Source organism: Duganella sp. GW821-FHT07F09 (genome assembly GCF_059418705.1).
The window spans coordinates 1-20,030 of record NZ_JBWKQJ010000019.1 but is presented as its reverse complement, the minus strand read 5'-3'; the positions used below and the strand labels follow the sequence as shown (position 1 = coordinate 20,030).

General features: G+C 65.7%; 13 protein-coding genes. 9 read left to right on the top strand and 4 right to left on the bottom strand.

What is annotated here, in order from left to right; all coding sequences use genetic code 11:
* Window positions 1–95 precede the first annotated feature (95 nt).
* The 9 genes from rfbF to AC07P1_RS31365 are packed head-to-tail and all read left to right on the top strand — an operon-like array spanning window position 96 to window position 10,620.
* Complete coding sequence (gene rfbF / locus AC07P1_RS31405; protein ID WP_494699525.1) at window positions 96–869, top strand: glucose-1-phosphate cytidylyltransferase; 774 nt, start codon at window positions 96–98, stop codon at window positions 867–869.
* Entirely contained in the window at window positions 866–1,939 is a 1,074-nt protein-coding gene (rfbG, locus tag AC07P1_RS31400) for a CDP-glucose 4,6-dehydratase (protein ID WP_494699524.1), read from the top strand. The genes rfbF and rfbG overlap by 4 nt, the downstream gene beginning before the upstream one ends.
* Window positions 1,940–1,949: 10 nt before the next feature.
* Window positions 1,950–3,275 carry a lipopolysaccharide biosynthesis protein RfbH gene (rfbH, locus tag AC07P1_RS31395; RefSeq protein WP_494699523.1) on the top strand — a complete coding sequence of 442 codons (1,326 nt, stop codon included), beginning with the start codon at window positions 1,950–1,952 and terminating at the stop codon, window positions 3,273–3,275.
* A complete protein-coding gene (locus tag AC07P1_RS31390; RefSeq protein ID WP_494699522.1) occupies window positions 3,275–5,098 on the top strand; it encodes a thiamine pyrophosphate-binding protein in 1,824 nt (607 codons plus the stop codon). Before rfbH ends, AC07P1_RS31390 begins: the two co-directional genes overlap by 1 nt.
* A gap of 1 nt (window position 5,099) precedes the next feature.
* Window positions 5,100–6,038, top strand: coding sequence for an NAD-dependent epimerase/dehydratase family protein (locus AC07P1_RS31385; RefSeq protein ID WP_494699521.1), 939 nt, complete (start codon window positions 5,100–5,102; stop codon window positions 6,036–6,038).
* A 20-nt stretch (window positions 6,039–6,058) separates the two neighbouring features.
* Entirely contained in the window at window positions 6,059–6,991 is a 933-nt protein-coding gene (locus tag AC07P1_RS31380; protein ID WP_494699565.1) for an acetaldehyde dehydrogenase (acetylating), read from the top strand.
* Window positions 6,984–8,009 (top strand): 4-hydroxy-2-oxovalerate aldolase, encoded by a 1,026-nt coding sequence (dmpG, locus tag AC07P1_RS31375; RefSeq protein WP_494699520.1) that lies wholly within the window; start codon window positions 6,984–6,986, stop codon window positions 8,007–8,009. The genes AC07P1_RS31380 and dmpG overlap by 8 nt, the downstream gene beginning before the upstream one ends.
* Window positions 8,006–9,073: an NAD-dependent epimerase/dehydratase family protein gene (locus AC07P1_RS31370; RefSeq protein ID WP_494699519.1), complete on the top strand. Its 1,068-nt coding sequence runs from the start codon at window positions 8,006–8,008 to the stop codon at window positions 9,071–9,073. The genes dmpG and AC07P1_RS31370 overlap by 4 nt, the downstream gene beginning before the upstream one ends.
* Window positions 9,073–10,620 (top strand): glycosyltransferase, encoded by a 1,548-nt coding sequence (locus tag AC07P1_RS31365; RefSeq protein WP_494699518.1) that lies wholly within the window; start codon window positions 9,073–9,075, stop codon window positions 10,618–10,620. The genes AC07P1_RS31370 and AC07P1_RS31365 overlap by 1 nt, the downstream gene beginning before the upstream one ends.
* Window positions 10,621–10,770: 150 nt before the next feature.
* Here AC07P1_RS31365 and AC07P1_RS31360 read toward each other — a convergent pair whose 3' ends face one another.
* The 4 genes from AC07P1_RS31360 to AC07P1_RS31345 form a co-directional block, all read right to left on the bottom strand.
* Window positions 10,771–11,820: a putative sugar O-methyltransferase gene (locus tag AC07P1_RS31360; RefSeq protein ID WP_494699517.1), complete on the bottom strand. Its 1,050-nt coding sequence runs from the start codon at window positions 11,818–11,820 to the stop codon at window positions 10,771–10,773.
* Window positions 11,821–11,839: 19 nt separating this feature from the next.
* Window positions 11,840–13,204: an HlyD family type I secretion periplasmic adaptor subunit gene (locus tag AC07P1_RS31355; RefSeq protein ID WP_494699516.1), complete on the bottom strand. Its 1,365-nt coding sequence runs from the start codon at window positions 13,202–13,204 to the stop codon at window positions 11,840–11,842.
* Window positions 13,177–15,339, bottom strand: coding sequence for a peptidase domain-containing ABC transporter (locus AC07P1_RS31350; protein WP_494699515.1), 2,163 nt, complete (start codon window positions 15,337–15,339; stop codon window positions 13,177–13,179). Before AC07P1_RS31350 ends, AC07P1_RS31355 begins: the two co-directional genes overlap by 28 nt.
* Before the next feature lie 215 nt (window positions 15,340–15,554).
* A partial coding sequence (locus tag AC07P1_RS31345; protein WP_494699514.1) for a beta strand repeat-containing protein occupies window positions 15,555–20,030 on the bottom strand: 4,476 nt, incomplete at its 5' end.

Here is a 20,030-nt window from a genome sequence, read left to right as displayed (position 1 = left end):
GTAAACAGAGGGCAAAACCTGTCTTGCTTTTCGTTTAGAATATGACGGTTCCGGCGGATAATGCAGTCTGGACATCCTCACACTCCGGAGATCGCATGAAGGCAGTCATATTGGCGGGCGGGCTGGGCACACGGCTCAGCGAAGAGACCACTGTCAAGCCGAAACCGATGGTCGAGGTCGGCGGCAAGCCGATCCTGTGGCACATCCTCAAAAGCTATTCCGCCCACGGCATCAACGACTTCGTCATCTGCTGCGGCTACCGCGGCTACGTGATCAAGGAGTTCTTCGCCAACTACTTCCTGCACACCTCGGACGTCACCTTCGATCTGCAAAAAAACAGCATGGAAGTGCACGAGCGCTATTCCGAACCGTGGAAGGTCACCTTGATCGACACCGGCGCCGACACGCTGACCGGCGGCCGCCTGCGCCGCGTGCGCCAGCACGTCGAGCACGAGGAGGCGTTCTGCTTCACCTACGGCGACGGCGTGTCCGACATCGACATCGGCGCCTCGATCGCCTTCCACAAACAGCACGGCAAGCTGGCCACGATGACGGCGGTGCAGCCGCCGGGCCGCTTCGGCGCCATCGACATCGACGGCCAGCGCATCGTCAGCTTCAAGGAAAAACCGCAGGGCGACGGCGCCTGGATCAACGGCGGCTACTTCGTGCTCTCGCCGAAGGTGATCGACTACATCGCCGGCGACGGCACCACGTGGGAAAAGGAGCCGATGGAAAAGCTGGCCAACGAAGGCCAAATGGACGCCTTCCACCACCACGGCTTCTGGCAGCCGATGGACACGCTGCGCGACAAGGTGCTGCTCGAAGACCTGTGGGAAAGCGGCAAGGCGCCGTGGAAGCGATGGCCATGAATCCCTCGTTCTGGCACGGCAAACGCGTATTCCTGACCGGTCACACCGGCTTCAAAGGCAGCTGGCTGAGCCTGTGGTTGCAACAACTGGGCGCGCACGTCACCGGCTTCGCGCTGGCGCCAGGCCAACCAAGCCTGTTCGACACCGCGCAAGTGGGCGCCGGCATGACCTCCATCATCGGCGACATCCGCGACGGCGCCGCGCTGCGCGACGCCATGCTCGAGGCGCGGCCGCAGATCGTCATCCACATGGCCGCGCAGGCGCTGGTGCGCTACTCCTACGCCAACCCGGTCGAGACCTACGCCACCAACGTCATGGGCCTGGTGAACTTCTTCGAAGCGGTGCGCAACACGCCCGGCATCAAGGCGGTGGTCAACGTCACCAGCGACAAGTGCTACGAGAACAAGGAGTGGGCCTGGGGCTACCGCGAGAACGAAGCCTTCGGCGGCTACGACCCGTACAGCAACAGCAAGGCCTGCGCCGAACTGGTGACGGCCGGCTACCGCTCGTCGTTCTTCAACCCGGAAAAATACGCCGAGCATGGCGTGGCGCTGGCCTCGGGCCGCGCCGGCAATGTGATCGGCGGCGGCGACTGGGCCGAGGACCGTTTGATACCCGACATGGTGCGCGCCATCGCCGCCGGCAAGCCGGTGCGCATCCGCAGCCCGCACGCGATCCGTCCGTGGCAGCACGTGCTGGAGCCGCTGTCGGGCTACCTGACCCTGGCCGAGCACCTTTACGACCACGGCGCGGCCTATGCCGAAGGCTTCAACTTCGGCCCGCACGACATCGACGCCCGTCCGGTCGAATGGATCATCTCGCGCCTGTGCGCGAGCTGGGGCGACGGCGCCGGCTGGGAGCTGGACCAGGCGCCGCAACCGCACGAGGCGCATTACCTCAAGCTCGATTGCTCCAAGGCGCGCGCGCGCCTGCACTGGCAGCCACGCTGGCACCTGGGCCACACCATCGACATGATCGTCGGCTGGCACAAGGCGCATGCGGCGAACGCCGACATGCGCGCCTTCACGCTGGCGCAAATCGACACCTACCAAAACACCGAACACATCTAAGGCAGCAACCATGAGCGAAGCAAAAACCAAAGAACAACTCCGCGCGGAGATCAACAAGCTGGTCGCCGAGTACGGCGCGCTGGCCAGCGTGCCCAAGGCCTTCGAGCCCGGCGTGACGGTGATCCCGCCGGCCGGCAAAGTGGTCGGCGCGCCGGAAATGGAACTGATGGTCGAAGCCTCGCTCGACGCCTGGCTGACCACCGGCCGCTTCAACGACCAGTTCGAGGCCAAGCTGGCCAAGATGATCGGCGTGGACTTCCTCATCACCGTCAATTCCGGCTCGTCGGCCAACCTGGTCGCGTTCAACACCCTGACCTCGCCGAAGCTGGGACCGCGCGCGATCCAGCCGGGCGATGAAGTCATCGGCGTGGCCGCCGGCTTCCCCACCACCGTCAACCCGATCATCCAGTTCGGCGCGATTCCGGTGTTCGTGGACGTGGAACTGGGCACCTACAACATCGACGTCACCAAGCTGGAAGCGGCGATCTCGCCGAAGACCAAGGCCATCATGCTGGCCCACACGCTGGGCAATCCGTACAACCTGGACGTGATCGTCGCGATCTGCAAAAAGTACAACCTCTGGCTGATCGAGGATTGCTGCGACGCGCTGGGCTCCACCTACGACGGCAAGATGGTCGGCACCTTCGGCGACATCGGCACCATGTCGTTCTACCCGGCCCACCACATCACGATGGGCGAAGGCGGCGCCGTCTTCACCAACAACGCCGAACTGAAAATGATCGCCGAGTCGTTCCGCGACTGGGGCCGCGATTGCTACTGCCCGCCGGGCAAGGACAACACCTGCGGCAAGCGTTTCTGCCAGTGCTTCGGCACGCTGCCGGCCGGCTATGACCACAAGTACACCTACAGCCACCTGGGCTACAACCTGAAGATCACCGACATGCAGGCCGCCTGCGGCCTGGCGCAGATCGACCGCGCGGCCGGCTTCATCCAGGCCCGCAAGGACAACTTCGCGTATCTCACGGAGCGGCTGCAGTCGTGCGCCGAGTTCCTGATCCTGCCGGTGGCGACCGAGAATTCCGACCCGTCGTGGTTCGGCTTCCCGATGACGCTCAAGCCGGAAGCGAACGTGGCGCGGGTCGACCTGCTGACCTATTTGGACCAGCACAAGATCGGCACCCGCCTGCTGTTCGCCGGTAACCTGACGCGCCAGCCGTACATGATCGGCCGTAACTACCGCGTCTCCGGCGACCTGACCAACACCGACCGCGTGATGAACGACACCTTCTGGATCGGCGTCTTCCCGGGCCTGACCCGCGAGATGCTGGACTTTACGATCGAAAAACTGGAAGCCTTCTTTGGCGTGAACTTCTAATGAGCGACAACAAGATCAAGGTCGCCGAACTGGTGGCCGAGTCCCTGGAGAACCTGGGCATCGAACACGCCTTCGGCATCATCGGCGCCGGCAACGTGCACCTGTTCGAGGCCATCGCGCGCCGTGGCTTCACGGAGATCGTCTGCGTCCACCACGAGCAGGCCGCCTGCATGGCGGTGCAAACCTACTACCGCACCAACGGCCGCCTGGCCGCCGTGCTGCTGACCACCGGCGCCGGCTCGACCAACGGCGTCACCGGCGTGGTGTCGGCATGGGCCGATTCGATCCCGTGCATCGTCATCGCCGGCAACGAGAACTCCAAGTTCTGCTTCGCCGAGAATCCGCTGCGCATGTGGGGCGTGCAGGGCTACGACTCGTGCCAGATGGTGGAGCGCGTCAGCAAATACCAGATGCGCGTGACGAAGATGGAACGCGCCGTCTACGAGCTGGAAAAAGGCGTGCACCTGGCGCTGAACGGCCGTCCCGGTCCGACCTGGATCGAGATCCCGATGGACATCCAGTCCGGCCGCATCGATCCGGCCACCATGGAGCACTTCGTCCCGCCGCCGGCCGTCGACTACCTGACCGCCGCCGTGTCCGCGCAGGTCGACAGCGTGATCGCCGCGCTGGCGAAGGCCGAACGTCCGGTGCTGTGGCTCGGCAACGGCATCCGCCTGGCCGGCGCCGAGGCGAAGATCAAGCCCTTGCTGGAGAAATCCGGCTCGCCGGCGCTGGTCTCGTGGGCCGGCATCGACATGATCGACTCCTCGCACCCGCTGGTGTTCGGCCGCGCGGGCGTCTACGGCCAGCGCGCCGCCAACTTCATTTTGCAGAACAGCGACTACGTGCTCGCCATCGGCACCCGCCTGGCGATCCCGCAGATCGGCTACGACATCAACGAGCTGGCGCGCCTGGCCCGCATCGACGTGGTCGACATCGACAGCGACGAAGCGGCCAAGCATGCCAAGCGCGCGCGCGAAACCATCGTCTGCGACGCCCGCGTCTTCATCGACGCGCTGCTGGCGCGCCTGGAGTCGCTGGCCGTGGCGCCGAAGACCGAATGGGTCGCCAAGTGCCGCGCCTACGAGGAGCAGTTCCCGTGGGTCGGCGCGGAGCACGCGGACCCGGAAGGCTTCATCAACTCCTACCGCTTCATGGAGCGCCTCAACACCTTCTTCAAGAAGGACCAGATCGTGGTGACCGACATGGGCACCGCGCTGCTGAGCGGCCACCAGGTGCTGCGCTTCAAGGAAGGCCAGCGCTTCATGACCTCCACCGGCCTTGGCGAGATGGGCTACGGCCTGCCGGCGGCGCTGGGCGTGTCGTTCGCCAACGATCGCGGCGAAGTCATGTGCCTGAACTGCGACGGCGGCATGATGATGAACTTGCAGGAGCTGCAAACCGTGGTCCACCACAACCTGCCGATCAAGCTGTTCATCTTCAACAACGACGGCTACCTGATGATCAAGCACACGCAAAAGTCGCTGTTCAAGGGCGGCTACGTGGGCACCGACCGCAAGTCCGGCGTCTCCTGCCCCGACTTCTCCAAGCTGGCCGCCGCCTTCGGCATGCCGGCGTACCAGATCCGCACCTGGGACGAGTGCGACGCCACCCTGGAAGCGGTGCAGGCGGCCACCGGCCCGGTGATCTGCGAAGTGTTCATGCATCCGCAGCAGGTGTTCTCGCCCAAGCTGGGCGTGGTCGCGCGCGCCGACGGCACGCTGGTGTCGCCGCCGCTGGAGGACCTGTCGCCGCTGCTGCCGCGCGAGGTGCTCGACCGGGCCATGATCGGCGGCATGCACGAGAAGTCGAAAACGCTCTAGCATGGAACGCATCGCCATCCTCGGCGCCAGCAGCCAGATCGCAAAGGATCTGATCCAGTCGCTGGCCGCCGCCGGCCGCTCCGAGCTGCTGCTGTATGTGCGCGATGCCCACGCGGCGGCGCAATGGCAGCGGGCGCGCGGGCTGGACTTCCCGGTGATGTCGTACGCGAACTACGGCCACGAGCCGCACGACGCCGTGCTCAATTTCGTCGGCGTCGGCGATCCACATCGCGCCGCGCAAATGGGCGGCGCCATCTTCGGCGTTACCCAGCAGTTCGACGACCTGGCGCTGGAGCAGCTGCGGCTGCATCCGGAGCGGCGCTATATCTTCCTGTCCAGCGGCGCCGCCTACGGCTCGACCTTTTTGCAGCCGGCGACGGCCGACACCCGCGCCAGCATTCCGCTCAACGCCGTCACGCCGCAGGACTACTACGCCGTCGCCAAGCTGCACGCCGAATGCAAGCACCGCTCGGCGCCGGAACTGGCGATCACCGATCTGCGCGTGTTCAACTACTTCAGCCGCACCCAGGATTTGAACGCGCGCTTTTTCATCACCGATATCCTGCGCGCCATCCGCGACGACCAGGTGCTGCAAACCTCGGCCGGCGACATGGTGCGCGACTACCTGCATCCGGCCGACTTCCACCAGCTGGTGCGGCGCGTGCTCGACGCGCCGGCGGCCAACCGCGCGCTCGATTGCTACAGCGCCGGCGCGGTCGACAAGCGGGAACTGCTGGCGCAAATGCAGGCGCGCTTCGGCCTGCGCTACGAAGTGGCGGCGGCCGACCAGGCGCCGGCGGTGGTCAACGCCACCGGCGCCAAACCGAATTACTACTCGCTCAACCGGCAAGCCGCCGAATTGGGCTATCAACCAGCGTACTCCTCCATCGATGGCATCCGCACCGAATCGGCGATCATCCTTGGCAGGGACGCGGCATAACGAAAACTTGGGTGAACCAGATGACAAGCTCCGACAAACTGAAGATAGCCATCATCGGCTCCGGCAACATCGGCACCGACCTGATGATCAAGGTGATGCGCTCCAAACACCTGGTGTGCACCCTGTTCGCGGGCCGGAACTTCAATTCGGCCGGCATGAAGCGCGCCAGCCAATTGGGCGTGCCGATCTCCGACCGCGGCATCGAGGCGATCATCGCCGATCCGTCGATCTGCGACATGGTGTTCGACGCGACGTCGGCGCAAGCCCACATCGGCCACTGGGCGACCCTGGAAAAACTGGGCAAGACGGTGATCGACATGACCCCGGCCAAGCTGGGCGAGTTCTGCATCCCCGCCATCAACGCCCAGGACTGCATCCGTGACGGCATGGTCGGCGGCACCGCCGCCGGCAACATCAACATGATCACTTGCGGCGGCCAGTCGTCGATACCGATCGCCGCCGCCATCGGCCAGGTGCATCAAAACATCGAGTACGTGGAGGTCGCGTCCAGCATCGCCTCGCGCAGCGCCGGCCCGGCCACGCGCGCCAACCTCGATGAATACATCGAGACCACCGAAGAGGCGCTGCAGCGGTTCTCCGGCGCCAGGCGCGCCAAGGCGATCCTGATCCTCAACCCGGCCAATCCGCCGATCGACATGCAGACCACGATCTACGCCAAGATCGACAATCCGGACCTGGACGCGATCCGCGCCTCGGTCGAGGCGATGGTGGAAAAGCTGAAGACCTACGTGCCTGGCTATTCGCTGGTGATCCCGCCGACGCTGGAGGCGGGCCGCGTGATCACCACCATCAAGGTGATGGGCGCGGGCGACTACCTGCCGCAGTACGCGGGCAACCTGGACATCATCAACTGCGCCGCCATCGCGATGGCGGAAATGCTGGCCGAGGCACGGCTGGCGAAAGCACCAACCAAGGAGCGCAAGCATGGCTAAGAAAATCCTGATCAGCGACCCGACCCTGCGCGACGGCAACCACGCCGTGCGCCACCAACTGAGCCGCGAGAGCTTCATCGCCTACTGCCAGGCCGCCGAGGCGGCCGGCGTGCCGATCGTCGAAGTCGGCCACGGCAACGGCCTGGGCGCGTCCTCGCTGCTGGTCGGCGAATGCCGCCTGACGGACGAGGACATCCTGGTCATCTCGCGCCAGCACCTGAAGAACTCCAAGCTGGGCATCCACGTGATCCCCGGCTTTTGCACCATCAAGAAGGACCTGTCGCGCGCGGTGGAACTGGGCGTGGATCTGTTCCGCATCGCCTCGCACTGCACCGAGGCCGACATCACCGACCGCCACATCGCCTACGCCCGCAAGGAGGGCAAGGAAGCCTGGGGCATCCTGATGATGAGCCACATGGCCAGCGCCGCCACCCTGCTGGAGGAGGCCAAGAAGATGGAATCGTACGGCGCCGAGGCGATCGTCATCATGGATTCGGCCGGCGCCTACTTCCCCGACGACGTCAAGGAACGCATCTCGACCCTGGTCGACGGCCTGAATATCCCGGTCGGCTTCCACGGCCATAACAACCTTGGCATGGCCGTCATCAACTCGGTCACGGCCGTCAACGAGGGCGCCACCATCATCGACGGCACCATCCGCGGCTTCGGCGCCGGCGCCGGCAACACGCAACTGGAAGTGCTGGTGGCGGTGTTCGACCGCCTCGGCTTCGAGACCGGCATCGACCTGTATAAGATCCTCGACGCCGCCGACATCGCCGAGAAGGAATTCAATCCGGTGGCGCCGTCGATTTCGCCGCTGTCGATCGTCTCCGGCCTGGCCGGCGTGTTCTCCGGCTTCGCCAAGCCGGTCGCCAACGCGGCCAAGGAATACAACGTCGACCCGCGCGACATCTTCTTCGGCCTGGGCAAACGCAACGCGGTGGCCGGCCAGGAAAGCCTGATCATCGAAGTGGCGCGGGCATTGGCCGCCGAAGCGGCACAGAAAGGACAATCATGACCGCATCAAGCATCGACTCCAAATTCGCCGAGATGCGCCAGGACTGCCTGGCCGCCTGCGAAGGACAAGCGGACGTGCGCGCAGGCCTGGCGCGCCAGCACATCGCCGTCACCGGCGGCACCGGCTTCCTGGGCAGCTGGATCGCCGAGATGGTGGCGGCGCTCAACGACCAGTACCAGCTGGGCATCACGCTCGACCTGTTCGCCCGCAACGTCAGCGAATGGCCGACGCAGTATCCGCACCTGGCCGGACGCTCCGACATCCGCCTGCGTTCGCAGGACGTGCGCTCGCCGTTCGAATTCGCCAAGAACACCAGCTTCGTGATCCATGCCGCCGGCATCCCGAACAACCGGGTGCACGCCTCCGATCCGCTGCGCGTGCACCAGACCACGGTGGCCGGCATCGGCAACGCGCTCGACGCGGCCGCGCAGCTGGACGGCCTGCGCCGCTTCGTCAACATCAGTTCCAGCCTGGTGGCCGGCACACCGCAGCGTCCAGGCCCGCTGGGCGAGAACGACTACTACCCGATTCCGTCCGGCCAGTTGCACAAGGTCTACGTCGACGCCAAGCGCTCGGCCGAGATGCTGGCGTCGATCTACCGCAGCCAGTACCGGCTGCCGGTGTCGACGCTGCGCCCGTTCACCTTGACCGGCGCCTACCAGCAGCTCGACCGCCCGTGGGCGATCAACAACTTCCTGCGCGACGTGCTGACCGGCAGCGAGATCCGCATCCACGGCGACGGCAGCGCGCGCCGCAGCTACCTGTATGGCAGCGACGCCGCCTGGTGGACGCTGGCCGCGCTGGTCAAGGGCGTCGACGGCGAGGTGTACAACCTCGGCAGCGCGCAGGCGGTCACCCACCTCGAGCTGGTGCGCATGATCGGCGAGCGCGTCTCGCCGGCGCCGCGCGTGGCGCTCAACACGGCGCCGGGCAAGCAGCCGGTCCAGGACGACCTGTATCCGGACGTCGCCGCCACCGAAAAACGCCTGGGCGTGCGCCAGACCTGCAACCTGGAGCAAACCATCGCCAAGACCTACCGCTGGTTCGCCGCGCCGCGCGCCTGATGAGCACGATGACCACCGCCCCGGCCCCGATCCTGTCGATCTGCATTCCGACCTTCAACCGCGCGCCGTTCCTGCAGCAGACGCTCGACAGCATCGTGGTGCAGGCGGCCTTCCGCGACACCGCCGACATCGAGGTCGTCATCTCCGACAACTGCTCGGACGACAACACCAAGGATGTCGGCGAGGCGTTCGCGGCGGCCTTCCCCGGCAAGATCCGCTACCAGCGCCATCCGGAGCCGGTGTTCCCCGACAAGAATTTCGAGGCGGCGCTGCGCATGGGCGCGGGCACCTACCTGAAGCTACACAACGACAACCTGGTGATCCTCGACGGCAGCTTGACCGAGCTGGTCAAGGTGTACTCGGCGGTGGCGGTGGAAAAGCCGGTGGTGTTCTTCACCAACGGCAATATGTTCACCGGCAATGCGCTCGAGGCGCTCAACACCCTTAGCGAGTTCGTCGCCAAGGTGTCGTATTTCTGCACGTGGATAGGCGGCTTCGGCATGTGGCGCGACGAGTTCGAGGCCATGCCGGACTTCAGCCGCAACGCCCACCTGAAGCTGGTGCAGACCGACGTCATGTTGCGCCTACTGGGCATGGGCAAGCGCGCCATCGTGCTGTACGGCGCCTACTTCGCCGGCCAGAGCACCGGGCGCAAGAGCGGCTACAACGTCGCCGAGGTGTTCGGCACCAACTATCTGTCGCTGATGAAGCCGTATCTGGACAGCGGGCAGCTGGAACGCGCCGTCTACGAGGCCGAGAAACAAAAGCTGTTGGTCAACCACATCATCCCCTACTATTTTGGCGACAACGATTTCTCCAAGAGCGGCTTTTTCCAATACATGCAGGACTACCTGCATGACGATTATTTCTACAAGGCGATCGAGCATTTGATCACCGACGTGCCGAAGGTTGCGGCCGTGGCCGCGCCGGTGCCGGAAAAATCGTTCGAGGAGCAAAAGGCCGACTACTGGCGCGCGCTCAATCCACACAACCACACGATGCTGACGATGTCGTCGGGGCCATTCGACTTCAGCCGGGTGACGGTGGGGCGCCGCTCGTATGGCGAGCTCAACATCATGGCCTACGGCCGCGACGCCGAGCGGCTGACCATCGGCAGCTTCGTCTCGATCGCCAGCGACGTCAAGTTCATGCTGGGCGGCAACCATCCGTATGATGGTTTCTCCACCTTTCCGTTCAAGGTCAAGTATCTGGGCGAGATGCTCGAATCGTCGACCAAGGGGCCGATCGTGGTCGGGGACGATGTCTGGATCGGCTACCAGGTGCTGATCATGTCTGGGGTGACGATCGGCCAGGGCGCCATCGTCGCCGCCGGCAGCGTGGTGACCAGGGACGTGGCGCCGTACACCATCGTCGGCGGCAACCCGGCCCGGTACATCAAGCACCGCTTCGAACCGGCGGTGGTCGAGCGCATGCTCAAGTTCGATTTTTCCAAGGTCAGCGACGAGGCCATCCTGGCCAACCGGGACATTTTGTACGAAGGCCTGACGGCCGATAACGTCGACGCCGTGCTGGCAAAGCTGCAATAAGCGCCGACGGCGGCGCGGTGGCGGATTACGGCGTGCCGCCTAATCCGCCCTACGTGGAACAAGTGGCCACGATACGATCAAACTTCCGGAGACACGTAGGGCGGATTAGCGTAGCGTAATCCGCCGCCGCGCCGCCAGCGGCGCATCCGCTTAGTTGAAGCTCAGATGCTTGGACTTGTAGATGTACTCGTACTCGTCCATGTCCTTGTTGCGCGCCATGTTCCACAGCGCCGGCGCGCGCGAGATCAATTCGAACTTGTCGAAGTCGAAGGCGAAGTCGTCGGACTTGACCGGCGGGATCGCCGTGTGGTTGACATGGTAGATGAACTTGCGCGACAGGCGGCTGAACTGCTGGACGTAGTTGGCCACGTTGTTGAGCGACATCTCCGCCAGGCTGTACGAGTTGAACGCCAGGTCCACCGTGTCGTCCTTCAGATCGGCCAGCGCGAAGTTCGGCAGCACCACCGCGTCGTATTGCGTCAGGTCGGCCGTGGCCAGGTCGATCTCGCCGAACAGCGCCACCTTCTTGTCCGGACAGCCGCTCAGCAGGTAGTAGGCGCTCAGCGCCATGTTTTCCGGCAGGTCGACGTCGATATAGGTCAGGTCCGGGTTGTCGCGCATCAGGAAGTGGCCCAGCCCGCCGAAGCCGCCGCCCAGTTCCAGCACCGTCTTGTGCTCCTTGCCGCGGATCAGGCGGGCGATGATGGTGGCGTAATAATGCTGGTAGTCGACGCCGGCGCGGAAGAACTTGCCGTCGATGTAGAAACCGTAGGGATTGCCGACGTTGGGCGTCTCCAGCGCGTCCAGGGTGTGCGACTTGCCCATCGAGTCGAGCCAGATGTTCATGCGGTGCATGACGTCGGCCAGGTACTTGCCCTTGGCTTCCTCGCTGATGTTGCCCGAGAAGTAAGTGCTCTGCATGTCGACCGGCATGCCGTGGATGCCGATGGTGCTGCGGTCGCGGAAGAAGTTGGCGTAGATGTGCGCCAGCTTGTCGACGTCGCGGTGCTCCATCGTCGCCATCAGGTCGTTCATGAAGCTCTGGTAGATCGGCAACCACATGTGGCTGACCTGATATTCCTCGGCCGCGTCCTTCTGCACCGCCTTGGCCTTGTTATAGGCCGTCATCACGCGCTCGACGATGGCGCGGTCGGCGATCGACGGACGTTCGATGAAGCCGTTATCTACAGTTAAATACATGGCGTTTCCCGGTTGGAGGTTATGGTTCGCGGATCGATTCGTCCAGCGCCCTGGTCAGCGGATACAACAGATACGACATCACGGTGCGGTGGCCGACGACGATCTCGGCCGAGACGGTCATGCCGGGCAGCAGCCGCGTGCCCTCGGTCATTTTCTTCAGGTTGCCGGTGTACTGGATGCGGCTCAGGTAGTAGGCGTCCAGGCCGCCGCCGTTCTTGTCGGCGGCGTCGCGCTTGAACGAATCCTGGCTGATCGTACGCACCTTGCCCTCCAGCATGCCGTGCTTCATGAACGAGAAGGCGTCCACCTTCAGGTGCGTGACGGCGCCGGTCTTGATGTAGCCGATGTCGAGCGAATCGATCTGCACTTCGGCCTCCAGCTCGGCGCCCAGCGGCACCAGGGTGAACAGCGCCTCGGCCTCGCGCACGATGGAGCCCACCGACAGCTTGCCGATCTCCAGCACCACGCCGTCGGCCGGCGCCACCATCTGGATCATCTTGAGCCGCTTGTCGGCCTTGGCCAGCTGCTCGTTGATGCCGTCGCGGTCGCGCGAGGCGGTCAGCAAATCCTCCATCGCCTTCTGGCGCCAGCTCTTGTCGAAGGCCGAGCGCTCGGCCTCGGCCGAGGCCAGCTCGCTGGCCATCTCGATCGCCTTGTTGCGCTGCATGTCCATGTCGCGTTCGACGCCGAGGCGGCGGTCGCGCGCCTCCAGCAAGTGCATCTTGGCGCCGAACTGCTCGGCCATCAGCTGCTCCTGCATGGCCTCGACCTCGCGCAGCGCCTTGACGCGCTGGGCCAGGATCACCTGGTCGTGCTTGTTGGTCTCCAGGCCGGCGCGCAGGCGCGCGATGTTCTGGTCCATCTTGGTTTTCTGCGCCTCGAAATTGGCCTTGCGCTCGTTCGACAGCTGCGACTGCAGCTGGGCGTCGGCGCTCGAGCCGCTGGTCACGGCGGCGCCGGCCTTGCCCGACAACTCGGCGCGCAGGCCGGCGGCCTGGGTGTCCAGGCTTTGCAGGCGGATGCGCAGCTGCGACTCGTCGGCGGCGGTGAAGGTCGGGTCGAGCGTGGCCAGCACCTGGCCCTTCTTGACGATCTGGCCGACGCGCACGTCGATGCTCTGGATGATGGACGTCTCGAGCGGCTGCACGATGATGTTGGGCAGCGGGTTGACCAGCCGGCCGTGGGCGGTGACGATCTTCTCCACCGGCGAGAAACAGGCCCACAGGATGAACGAGACGAACGCCAGCAGCAGCACGTGCAGCGTGACGCGCACGAAGCGGGGCAGCGGACCGCGCTCGATGGCGTCCGCGTCGGGCAGGAACTCGATCTCGGTCTCGTCCTTGCGGCGCTTGAAGCTTAAAGGTGACTTGTTTGCTGGTTCCATAGGTGCTGGTAAGTTTCGCTACGTGTAAGCAGTTCTTCGTGACGGCCCGCATCCATCAGGCTGCCCTGTTGCATGACCATGATTTTGTCGGCGTTGACCAGGGTCGACAGGCGGTGCGAAATCATCACCACCGTGCGGCCGACCGCGATCTTCGACAGGTTGCCGATGAAAATGGCCTCGCTTTCCGGGTCCAGCGCGCTGGCCGCCTCGTCGAGGATCAGGATGCGCGGGCGCGCCACCAACGTCCGGGCGATCGACAGGCGCTGCTTCTGGCCGCCCGACAGGTTGGACGCGTTCTCTTCCAGTACGGTGTCGTAGCCCATCGGCAGGCGTTCGATGAATTCGTCGGCGCCGGCCGCCGCCGCCGCCGCGACCAGTTCCTCGAACGTGGCGTCGGGCTTGGTGACGGACAGGTTCTCGCGCACGGTGCCGCGGAACAGGAAATTCTCCTGCAACACCACGCCGATCTGGCGGCGCAGGTGCGACAGCTCGATCTCGCGGGCGTCGATGCCGTCGAAGCGGACGATGCCCTCCTGCACCGGGTACAAACCCTGGATCAACTTGGTCAAGGTGGTCTTGCCCGAACCGCTGCGGCCGACGATGCCGACCACGGTGCCCTGCTCGATCGTGAAGCTGGCCTTGTTGAGCGCCATCGCTTGCGCGCCCGGATAGCGGAAGGTGACGGCGTCGAACTTGATCTCGCCCTCGAGCACCGGACGCAGGCCGTTGGCGCCGGCGCGGCCCTCCGGCGCGCGGTTCATCACCTCGCCCAGCATCTTGACCGACAGCGCCGTCTCCTGGTACTCGTTGACCAGGCCGACGAGCGAGATCAACGGACCGGTCACGCGTCCGGCCAGCATCTGGAAGGCGATCAGGCCGCCGACCGACAGCGTCTGGTCGAACACGTCGGCGGCGCCGACGACGATCAAGGTGACCGGCAGCAGCTTGCCGAGGAAGTCGGTGACGGCGTTGCCGGCGATCGAAATCTGGCCGACGCGGAAGTGCATGGTGATGGCCTCGGCCGAGCGCTGGTCCCAGATGCGGCGCTGCGACGGCTCGATCGCCAGGGCTTTCACGGTGCGCATGCCGTGGATGGTCTCGACCAGCATGCCCTGGCGCTGGCCCTCGGCCGAGTACAGCGCGTTGAGGCGGCGCTGGAAGGTCGGCACCATGGCCAGCACGATGCCGCCGATCATGGCCGCGAACAGCAGCACGATCATCGCCAGCTTGAAGGAATAACTAAACAGAATCGGCACGAACACCAGCAGCGCGATCAGGTCGAGCGCGGTGAAGAACAGGCGCCCGGTCAGGAAGCTGCGGATTTTTTCCAGCTGCTGCATGTGGCGCGTGACCACGCCGGCGCTGGTGGTCTCGAAGAAGTCGATCGGCAGCGACAGCAGGTGGGCGAACACGCGCCGCGTCAGGCGCATGTCGATCTTGTTGGACGCGGCCAGGGTCAAGGTCTGGCGCAGGAAGCCGAAGGTGGCGTCGAACACCAGCGCCATGACGATGCCCACGGCCAGCACCTGCAAGGTCGTCACGCTCTGGTGCGTGAGCACCTTGTCGATCACCAGCTGGAAGAAGATCGGCGAGGCCAGCGCCAGCAGCTGCATGGCGATGGCGGCGATGAAGATGTCGCGGAAGGCCGCCTTCTGCTTGAGGATCTCGGGGATGAACCAGCGCAGCCCGAACGGCTGGTTGGGGTCGGTCAGCTTGTGCTGGCGTTTGATGAACAGCACTTCGCCGGCCCAGCGCTTCTCGAACTCGCCGCGCGCGACCATGACCACGGTGGCGTTGGCGTTGGCCGGGTTGAGCACGGCGACCTGGTCCTCGGCGCCCGGATGGCCGACCGCGTCGGCCGGCTTGACGCCGACCACGATGATCATGTTGCCGTCGACCAGGCGCGCCATCAGCGGGAACACGCCGCCCTGCGCCATCAGCCGCGACCAGGTGAGCTTGTCCGCCTTGGCTTTCAAACCGATATCCGAGGCGATGCGCAGCAGCGCGCCGTCGCCCGGTTCCTCCGCGCGCAAGGCGTAGTCGTCGATCAGCCGCTCGGGATTGATTTGCAGACCATGATGCTGCGCGATGGCGGTCAGACACTGGATCGCGGTATGGGGAAATTTATCGTGCATAGGCCTGATGTATGGGAAAGAACCGAGCCGGGTCGTGGGGCGAAGTTTGCCTTCGCGCACTATCGTGCCAGCCTTCGGATTCTAACCCAGCGCAGAGCCCGCAAACGGCTTTTGTTGTTTCGAAGCACAACCGGGTTTACCCCGCTGTTCGACCGTTCAAAAAAAAACGGCAAGCCCCGCAGGGCTTGCCGTCTTGGCGGTGAGACTAACTAAGCTTACTTGGCGGCCAGGATACCCTGGTGATGGCCGCCCTGCAGGGCCTTCAGTCGCAGCGTCTCCTCGGTCGAGACCGAGTTGCTCACGGCGGTCAGCTTGGTGTCGTAGTTGCTGATCGCGCTGGCCATCGCCGCCACCGCCGTGTTCGTGCTGGAAGGCATTTCCAGCTTGGTCACGGTGGTGGACGCCGTCGCCGCGCCAAAGCTCGACATCGCCGAAGCCAGGCCGCTGACCGAACTGGTCAGGTTGGTGCTGGCCGCGCCGGCCGCGAACCAGACGTCGGCCGCGACATGGGTGGCGCCGTCGGCGGTTTCGTAGGTCGAGGTGATACCGACGAAGTTGCCGTTGTTGAGCGACACATCCTGCTTGGCGTCGAGGTTCAGCTTGGTGATGTTCAGGTCGGCGAGCGACTTGAGTTCACCGGCCTGGCTGACGCCGTCGGCGTTGCCGTCCACCCAGACACGCAGGCTGGAGAACTGCGCATCCTTGGCGTCGATGGTGCCGTCACCGTTGGTGTCGAGCTCGTCCATCGCCTGGTAGCCGGTGGCCGCTTTCTGACCGTTGGCCAGCGTGGTGCCCGAACCGAACAGCTCGGCGCCGCTGTCGATCACGCCGTCGCCGTTGCGATCGAGGGCCAGCAGGCCGTCGCCGCCACCCACCCAGCCGGTGTTCACTTTCTGACCGTTGGCCAGCATGTCGAACTGGACGCCGGCCGACACGTTCAGGGTGTCGATACCGTTGCCGTTCAGATCGAGCACGATCGGCGTGAAGGTCGGCAGCGCCTTGATCTGGTCGGTGCTCATCGCCTGGACCTGCGCGCTGGTGAGCACGTGGATCTGGGCGGTGGTGATCGCGGCGAACTGGGTCGTCGTCATCGCCTTGATCTGGTCGGTGGTGATGCGCGAGTACTGGGCGGTGCTCAGCGCTGCCATCGACGAGGTTTTCAGGGCGGCGATGTCGGCCGTTTCCAGCGCCTGGAGGTTGTTGGTCGACAGCGCCCGGATCTGCGCGGTGCTCAGCGCGTTGAGCTGGTTGCTCGACAGCGCCACGGCCTGGTCGGTGGTCAGGCCCAGGCTGTACGCCGCCGTGCTCAGCGCGGACACCTGCGTGGTGTTCAGCGCCGTGATCTGGTCGGTCGTCAACGCGGCGACCTGCTGGGTGCGCAGGGCGCCGATCGACGACGATTTCAGGCCGACGATGTCTTGCGTTTCGAGCGCGGCCAGGTTGCTGGTGGTGAGCGCCGCCACTTGCGACGAGCTCAGCGCGCCAACCTGGTTCGACGTCAGCGCGACGATCTGGTCGGTGGTCAGGGCGTTGCCGACCTGCGCGGTGGTCAGCGCCGAGATGCTGGCGGTCGACAGGCTACCCACCTGGTCGGTGGTCAGCGCGCGGATCTGGGCGCTCGACAGGCCGGTGATGGCGCTCGACTTCAGAGCGGCCAGGTCGGCCGTTTCGATCGCGGCGATCGCGTCGACGGTCAGCGCCACCACTTGCTGGGTGTTCAGCGAAGCGGCTTGGGCCGTGGTCAGCGCGGCGACCTGGTCGGAACCGAGGGCGCGGAACGATGCCGTGCTCAGGGCGACGATCTGGTTCGTCGTCAGCGTGGCCACCTGGGCGGTGGTCAGGCCGGCGATCTGCGCCGATTTCAGGCCGGCGATGGCGGCGGTGCTCAGACCGGCGATGTCGGCCGTTTCAATGGCGCCGATGTTGTTGCTCGACAGCGCGCTGACCTGGGCGGTGCTCAGGGCGGCGAACTGGCTCGACGTCATGGCCACGATCTGGTCGGTGGTCAGGCCGTTGGCGACGTTGGCGGTGCTCAGCGCAACGAGCTGGGTCGTGGCCAGGCCTTTGACCTGGTCGGTCGTCAACGCGCCCACCTGGGCCGAGTTCAGGCCGGCGAACGAGGCGGTGCGCAGCGCGGCCAGGTCGGCCGTTTGCAGCGCGGCCACGGCGTCGGTGCTCAGGGCGGCCACTTGGGCGCTGCCCAGGGCGCCGGCTTCGGCGGTGGTCAGCGCGACGACCTGGTCGGTCGTCAGGGCGCGGATCTGGTTGGTCGACAGACCGGCGACGGCGGCGGTCTTCAGCGCGGCGAAGTCGGCCGTTTCCAGCGCGGCGATGGCGTCAGTGCCGAAGGCGGCGACCTGCTGGGTGCTCAGCGCGGCGGCTTGGGCCGTGTTGAGCGCGACCACCTGGTCGGTGCTCATCGCACGGACACCGGCGGTGGTCAGGGCGCCCACCTGGTTGGTCGACAGGGTGGCCACCTGGTCGGTCACCAGGGCGGCGATCTGCGACGATTTCAGCGCGGCGATGCCGGCCGTGCTGATACCGACGATGTCGGCCGTCTCGATGGCGGCGATGCTATTGGTCGACAGCGCGCCGATCTGGGCGGTGCTCAGGCTGGCGAACTGGCTCGACGTCATGGCGACGATCTGGTCGGTGGTCAGGCCGTTGGCGACGTTGGCGGTGCTCAGCGCAACGAGTTGGGCCGTGGCCAGGCCTTTGACCTGGTCGGTCGTCAGCGCGGCGACCTGGGCCGAGTTCAGACCGGCGAACGAGGCGGTGCGCAGCGCGGCCAGGTCGGCCGTTTGCAGCGCGGCCACGGCGTCGGTGCTCAGGGCGGCCACTTGGGCGCTGCTCAGGGCGCCGGCTTCGGCGGTCGTCAGCGCGACAACCTGGTCGGTCGTCAGGGCGCGGATCTGGCTGGTCGACAGGCCGGCGACGGCGGCCGTCTTCAGTGCGGCGAAGTCGGCCGTTTCCAGCGCGGCGATGGCGTCGCTGCCGAAGGCGGCGACCTGCTGGGTGCTCAGCGCGGCCGCTTGCGCCGTGTTGAGCGCCACCACCTGGTCGGTGGTCAGGGCGCGGACGGCGGCGGTGGTCAGGGCGATCACCTGGTTGCTCGACAGCGTGGCGATCTGGGTGGTGACCAGGGCGGCGATCTGCGCCGATTTCAGCGCGGCGATGCCGGCCGTGCTGATACCGACGACGTCGGCCGTCTCGATGGCGGCGATGCTATTGGTCGACAGCGCGCCGATCTGGGCGGTGCTCAGGCTGGCGAACTGGCTCGACGTCATGGCGACGATCTGGTCGGTGGTCAGGCCGTTGGCGACGTTGGCGGTGCTCAGGGCAGCGAACTGGGCGGTTGCCAGACCTTTGACCTGGTCGGTCGTCAGCGCGGCGACCTGGGCCGAGTTCAGACCGGCGAACGACGCGGTGCGCAGCGCGGCCAGGTCGGCCGTTTGCAGCGCGGCCACGGCGTCGGTGCTCAGGGCGGCCACCTGGGCGCTGCTCAGGGCGCCGGCTTCGGTGGTCGTCAAGGCGACGATCTGGTCCGTCGTCAGGGCGCGGATCTGGTTGGTCGACAGGCCGGCGACGGCTGCCGTTTTCAGCGCGGCGAAGTCGGCCGTTTCCAGCGCGGCGATGGCGTTGGTGCTGAACGCCAGCACTTGCTGCGTGCTCAGCGCGCCAGCCTGGGCGGTGTTCAGCGCGACCACCTGGTCGGTGGTCAGGCCGGCGACACCGGCGGTGGTCAGCGCGGCGACCTGGTTGGTCGACAAGGTGGCGATCTGGTCGGTGACCAGCGCGGCGATCTGCGACGATTTCAGCGCGGCGATGCCGGCGGTGCTGATACCGACGATGTCGGCCGTTTCGATGGCGCCGATGCTGTTGGTCGACAGCGCGCCGATCTGGGCGGTGCTCAAGCCGGAGAACTGGGCCGACGTCATGGCGACGATCTGGTCGGTGGTCAAACCGTTGGCGATGTTGGCGGTGCTCATCGCGGCGAACTGGGCGCTCGACAGGCCTTTGACCTGGTCGGTCGTCAGCGCTGCCACTTGGCTCGAGTTCAACGCGGCGAACGAGGCCGTTTTCAGGGCAGCCAGGTCGGCGGTCTGCATGGCGGCCACGGCGTCGGTGCTCAGGGCGGCCACTTGGGCGCTGCTCAGGGCACCGGCTTCGGTGGTCGTCAAGGCGACGATCTGGTCGGTCGTCAGGGCGCGGATCTGGTTGGTCGACAGCGCGGCGACGGCGGCGGTCTTCAGCGCGGCGAAGTCGGCCGTTTCCAGCGCGGCGATGGCGTTGGTGCTGAACGCCAGCACTTGCTGCGTGCTCAGCGCGCCAGCCTGGGCGGTGTTCAGCGCGACCACTTGGTCGGTGGTCAGGCCGGCGACGCCGGCGGTGGTCAGCGCGGCGACCTGGTTGGTCGACAGGGTCGCGATCTGGTCGGTGACCAGCGCGGCGATCTGCGACGACTTCAGCGCGGCGATGCCGGCGGTGCTGATACCGACGATGTCCGCGGTCTCGATGGCGGCGATGCTGTTGGTCGACAGCGCGCCGATCTGGGCGGTGCTCAGGCCGGAGAACTGTGCCGACGTCATGGCGACGATCTGGTCGGTGGTCAAACCGTTGGCGATGTTGGCGGTGCTCATCGCGGCGAACTGGGCGCTCGACAGGCCTTTGACCTGGTCGGTCGTCAGCGC

Excerpts from the sequence above, each read along its gene's own strand:
- rfbF (WP_494699525.1), top strand. The coding sequence starts at position 96 with ATGAAGGCAGTCATATTGGCGGGCGGGCTGGGCACACGGCTCAGCGAA.
- rfbG (WP_494699524.1), top strand. The coding sequence starts at position 866 with ATGAATCCCTCGTTCTGGCACGGCAAACGCGTATTCCTGACCGGTCAC.
- rfbH (WP_494699523.1), top strand. The coding sequence starts at position 1,950 with ATGAGCGAAGCAAAAACCAAAGAACAACTCCGCGCGGAGATCAACAAG.
- AC07P1_RS31390 (WP_494699522.1), top strand. The coding sequence starts at position 3,275 with ATGAGCGACAACAAGATCAAGGTCGCCGAACTGGTGGCCGAGTCCCTG.
- AC07P1_RS31385 (WP_494699521.1), top strand. The coding sequence starts at position 5,100 with ATGGAACGCATCGCCATCCTCGGCGCCAGCAGCCAGATCGCAAAGGAT.
- AC07P1_RS31380 (WP_494699565.1), top strand. The coding sequence starts at position 6,059 with ATGACAAGCTCCGACAAACTGAAGATAGCCATCATCGGCTCCGGCAAC.
- dmpG (WP_494699520.1), top strand. The coding sequence starts at position 6,984 with ATGGCTAAGAAAATCCTGATCAGCGACCCGACCCTGCGCGACGGCAAC.
- AC07P1_RS31370 (WP_494699519.1), top strand. The coding sequence starts at position 8,006 with ATGACCGCATCAAGCATCGACTCCAAATTCGCCGAGATGCGCCAGGAC.
- AC07P1_RS31365 (WP_494699518.1), top strand. The coding sequence starts at position 9,073 with ATGAGCACGATGACCACCGCCCCGGCCCCGATCCTGTCGATCTGCATT.
- AC07P1_RS31360 (WP_494699517.1), bottom strand. The coding sequence starts at position 11,820 with ATGTATTTAACTGTAGATAACGGCTTCATCGAACGTCCGTCGATCGCC.
- AC07P1_RS31355 (WP_494699516.1), bottom strand. The coding sequence starts at position 13,204 with ATGGAACCAGCAAACAAGTCACCTTTAAGCTTCAAGCGCCGCAAGGAC.
- AC07P1_RS31350 (WP_494699515.1), bottom strand. The coding sequence starts at position 15,339 with ATGCACGATAAATTTCCCCATACCGCGATCCAGTGTCTGACCGCCATC.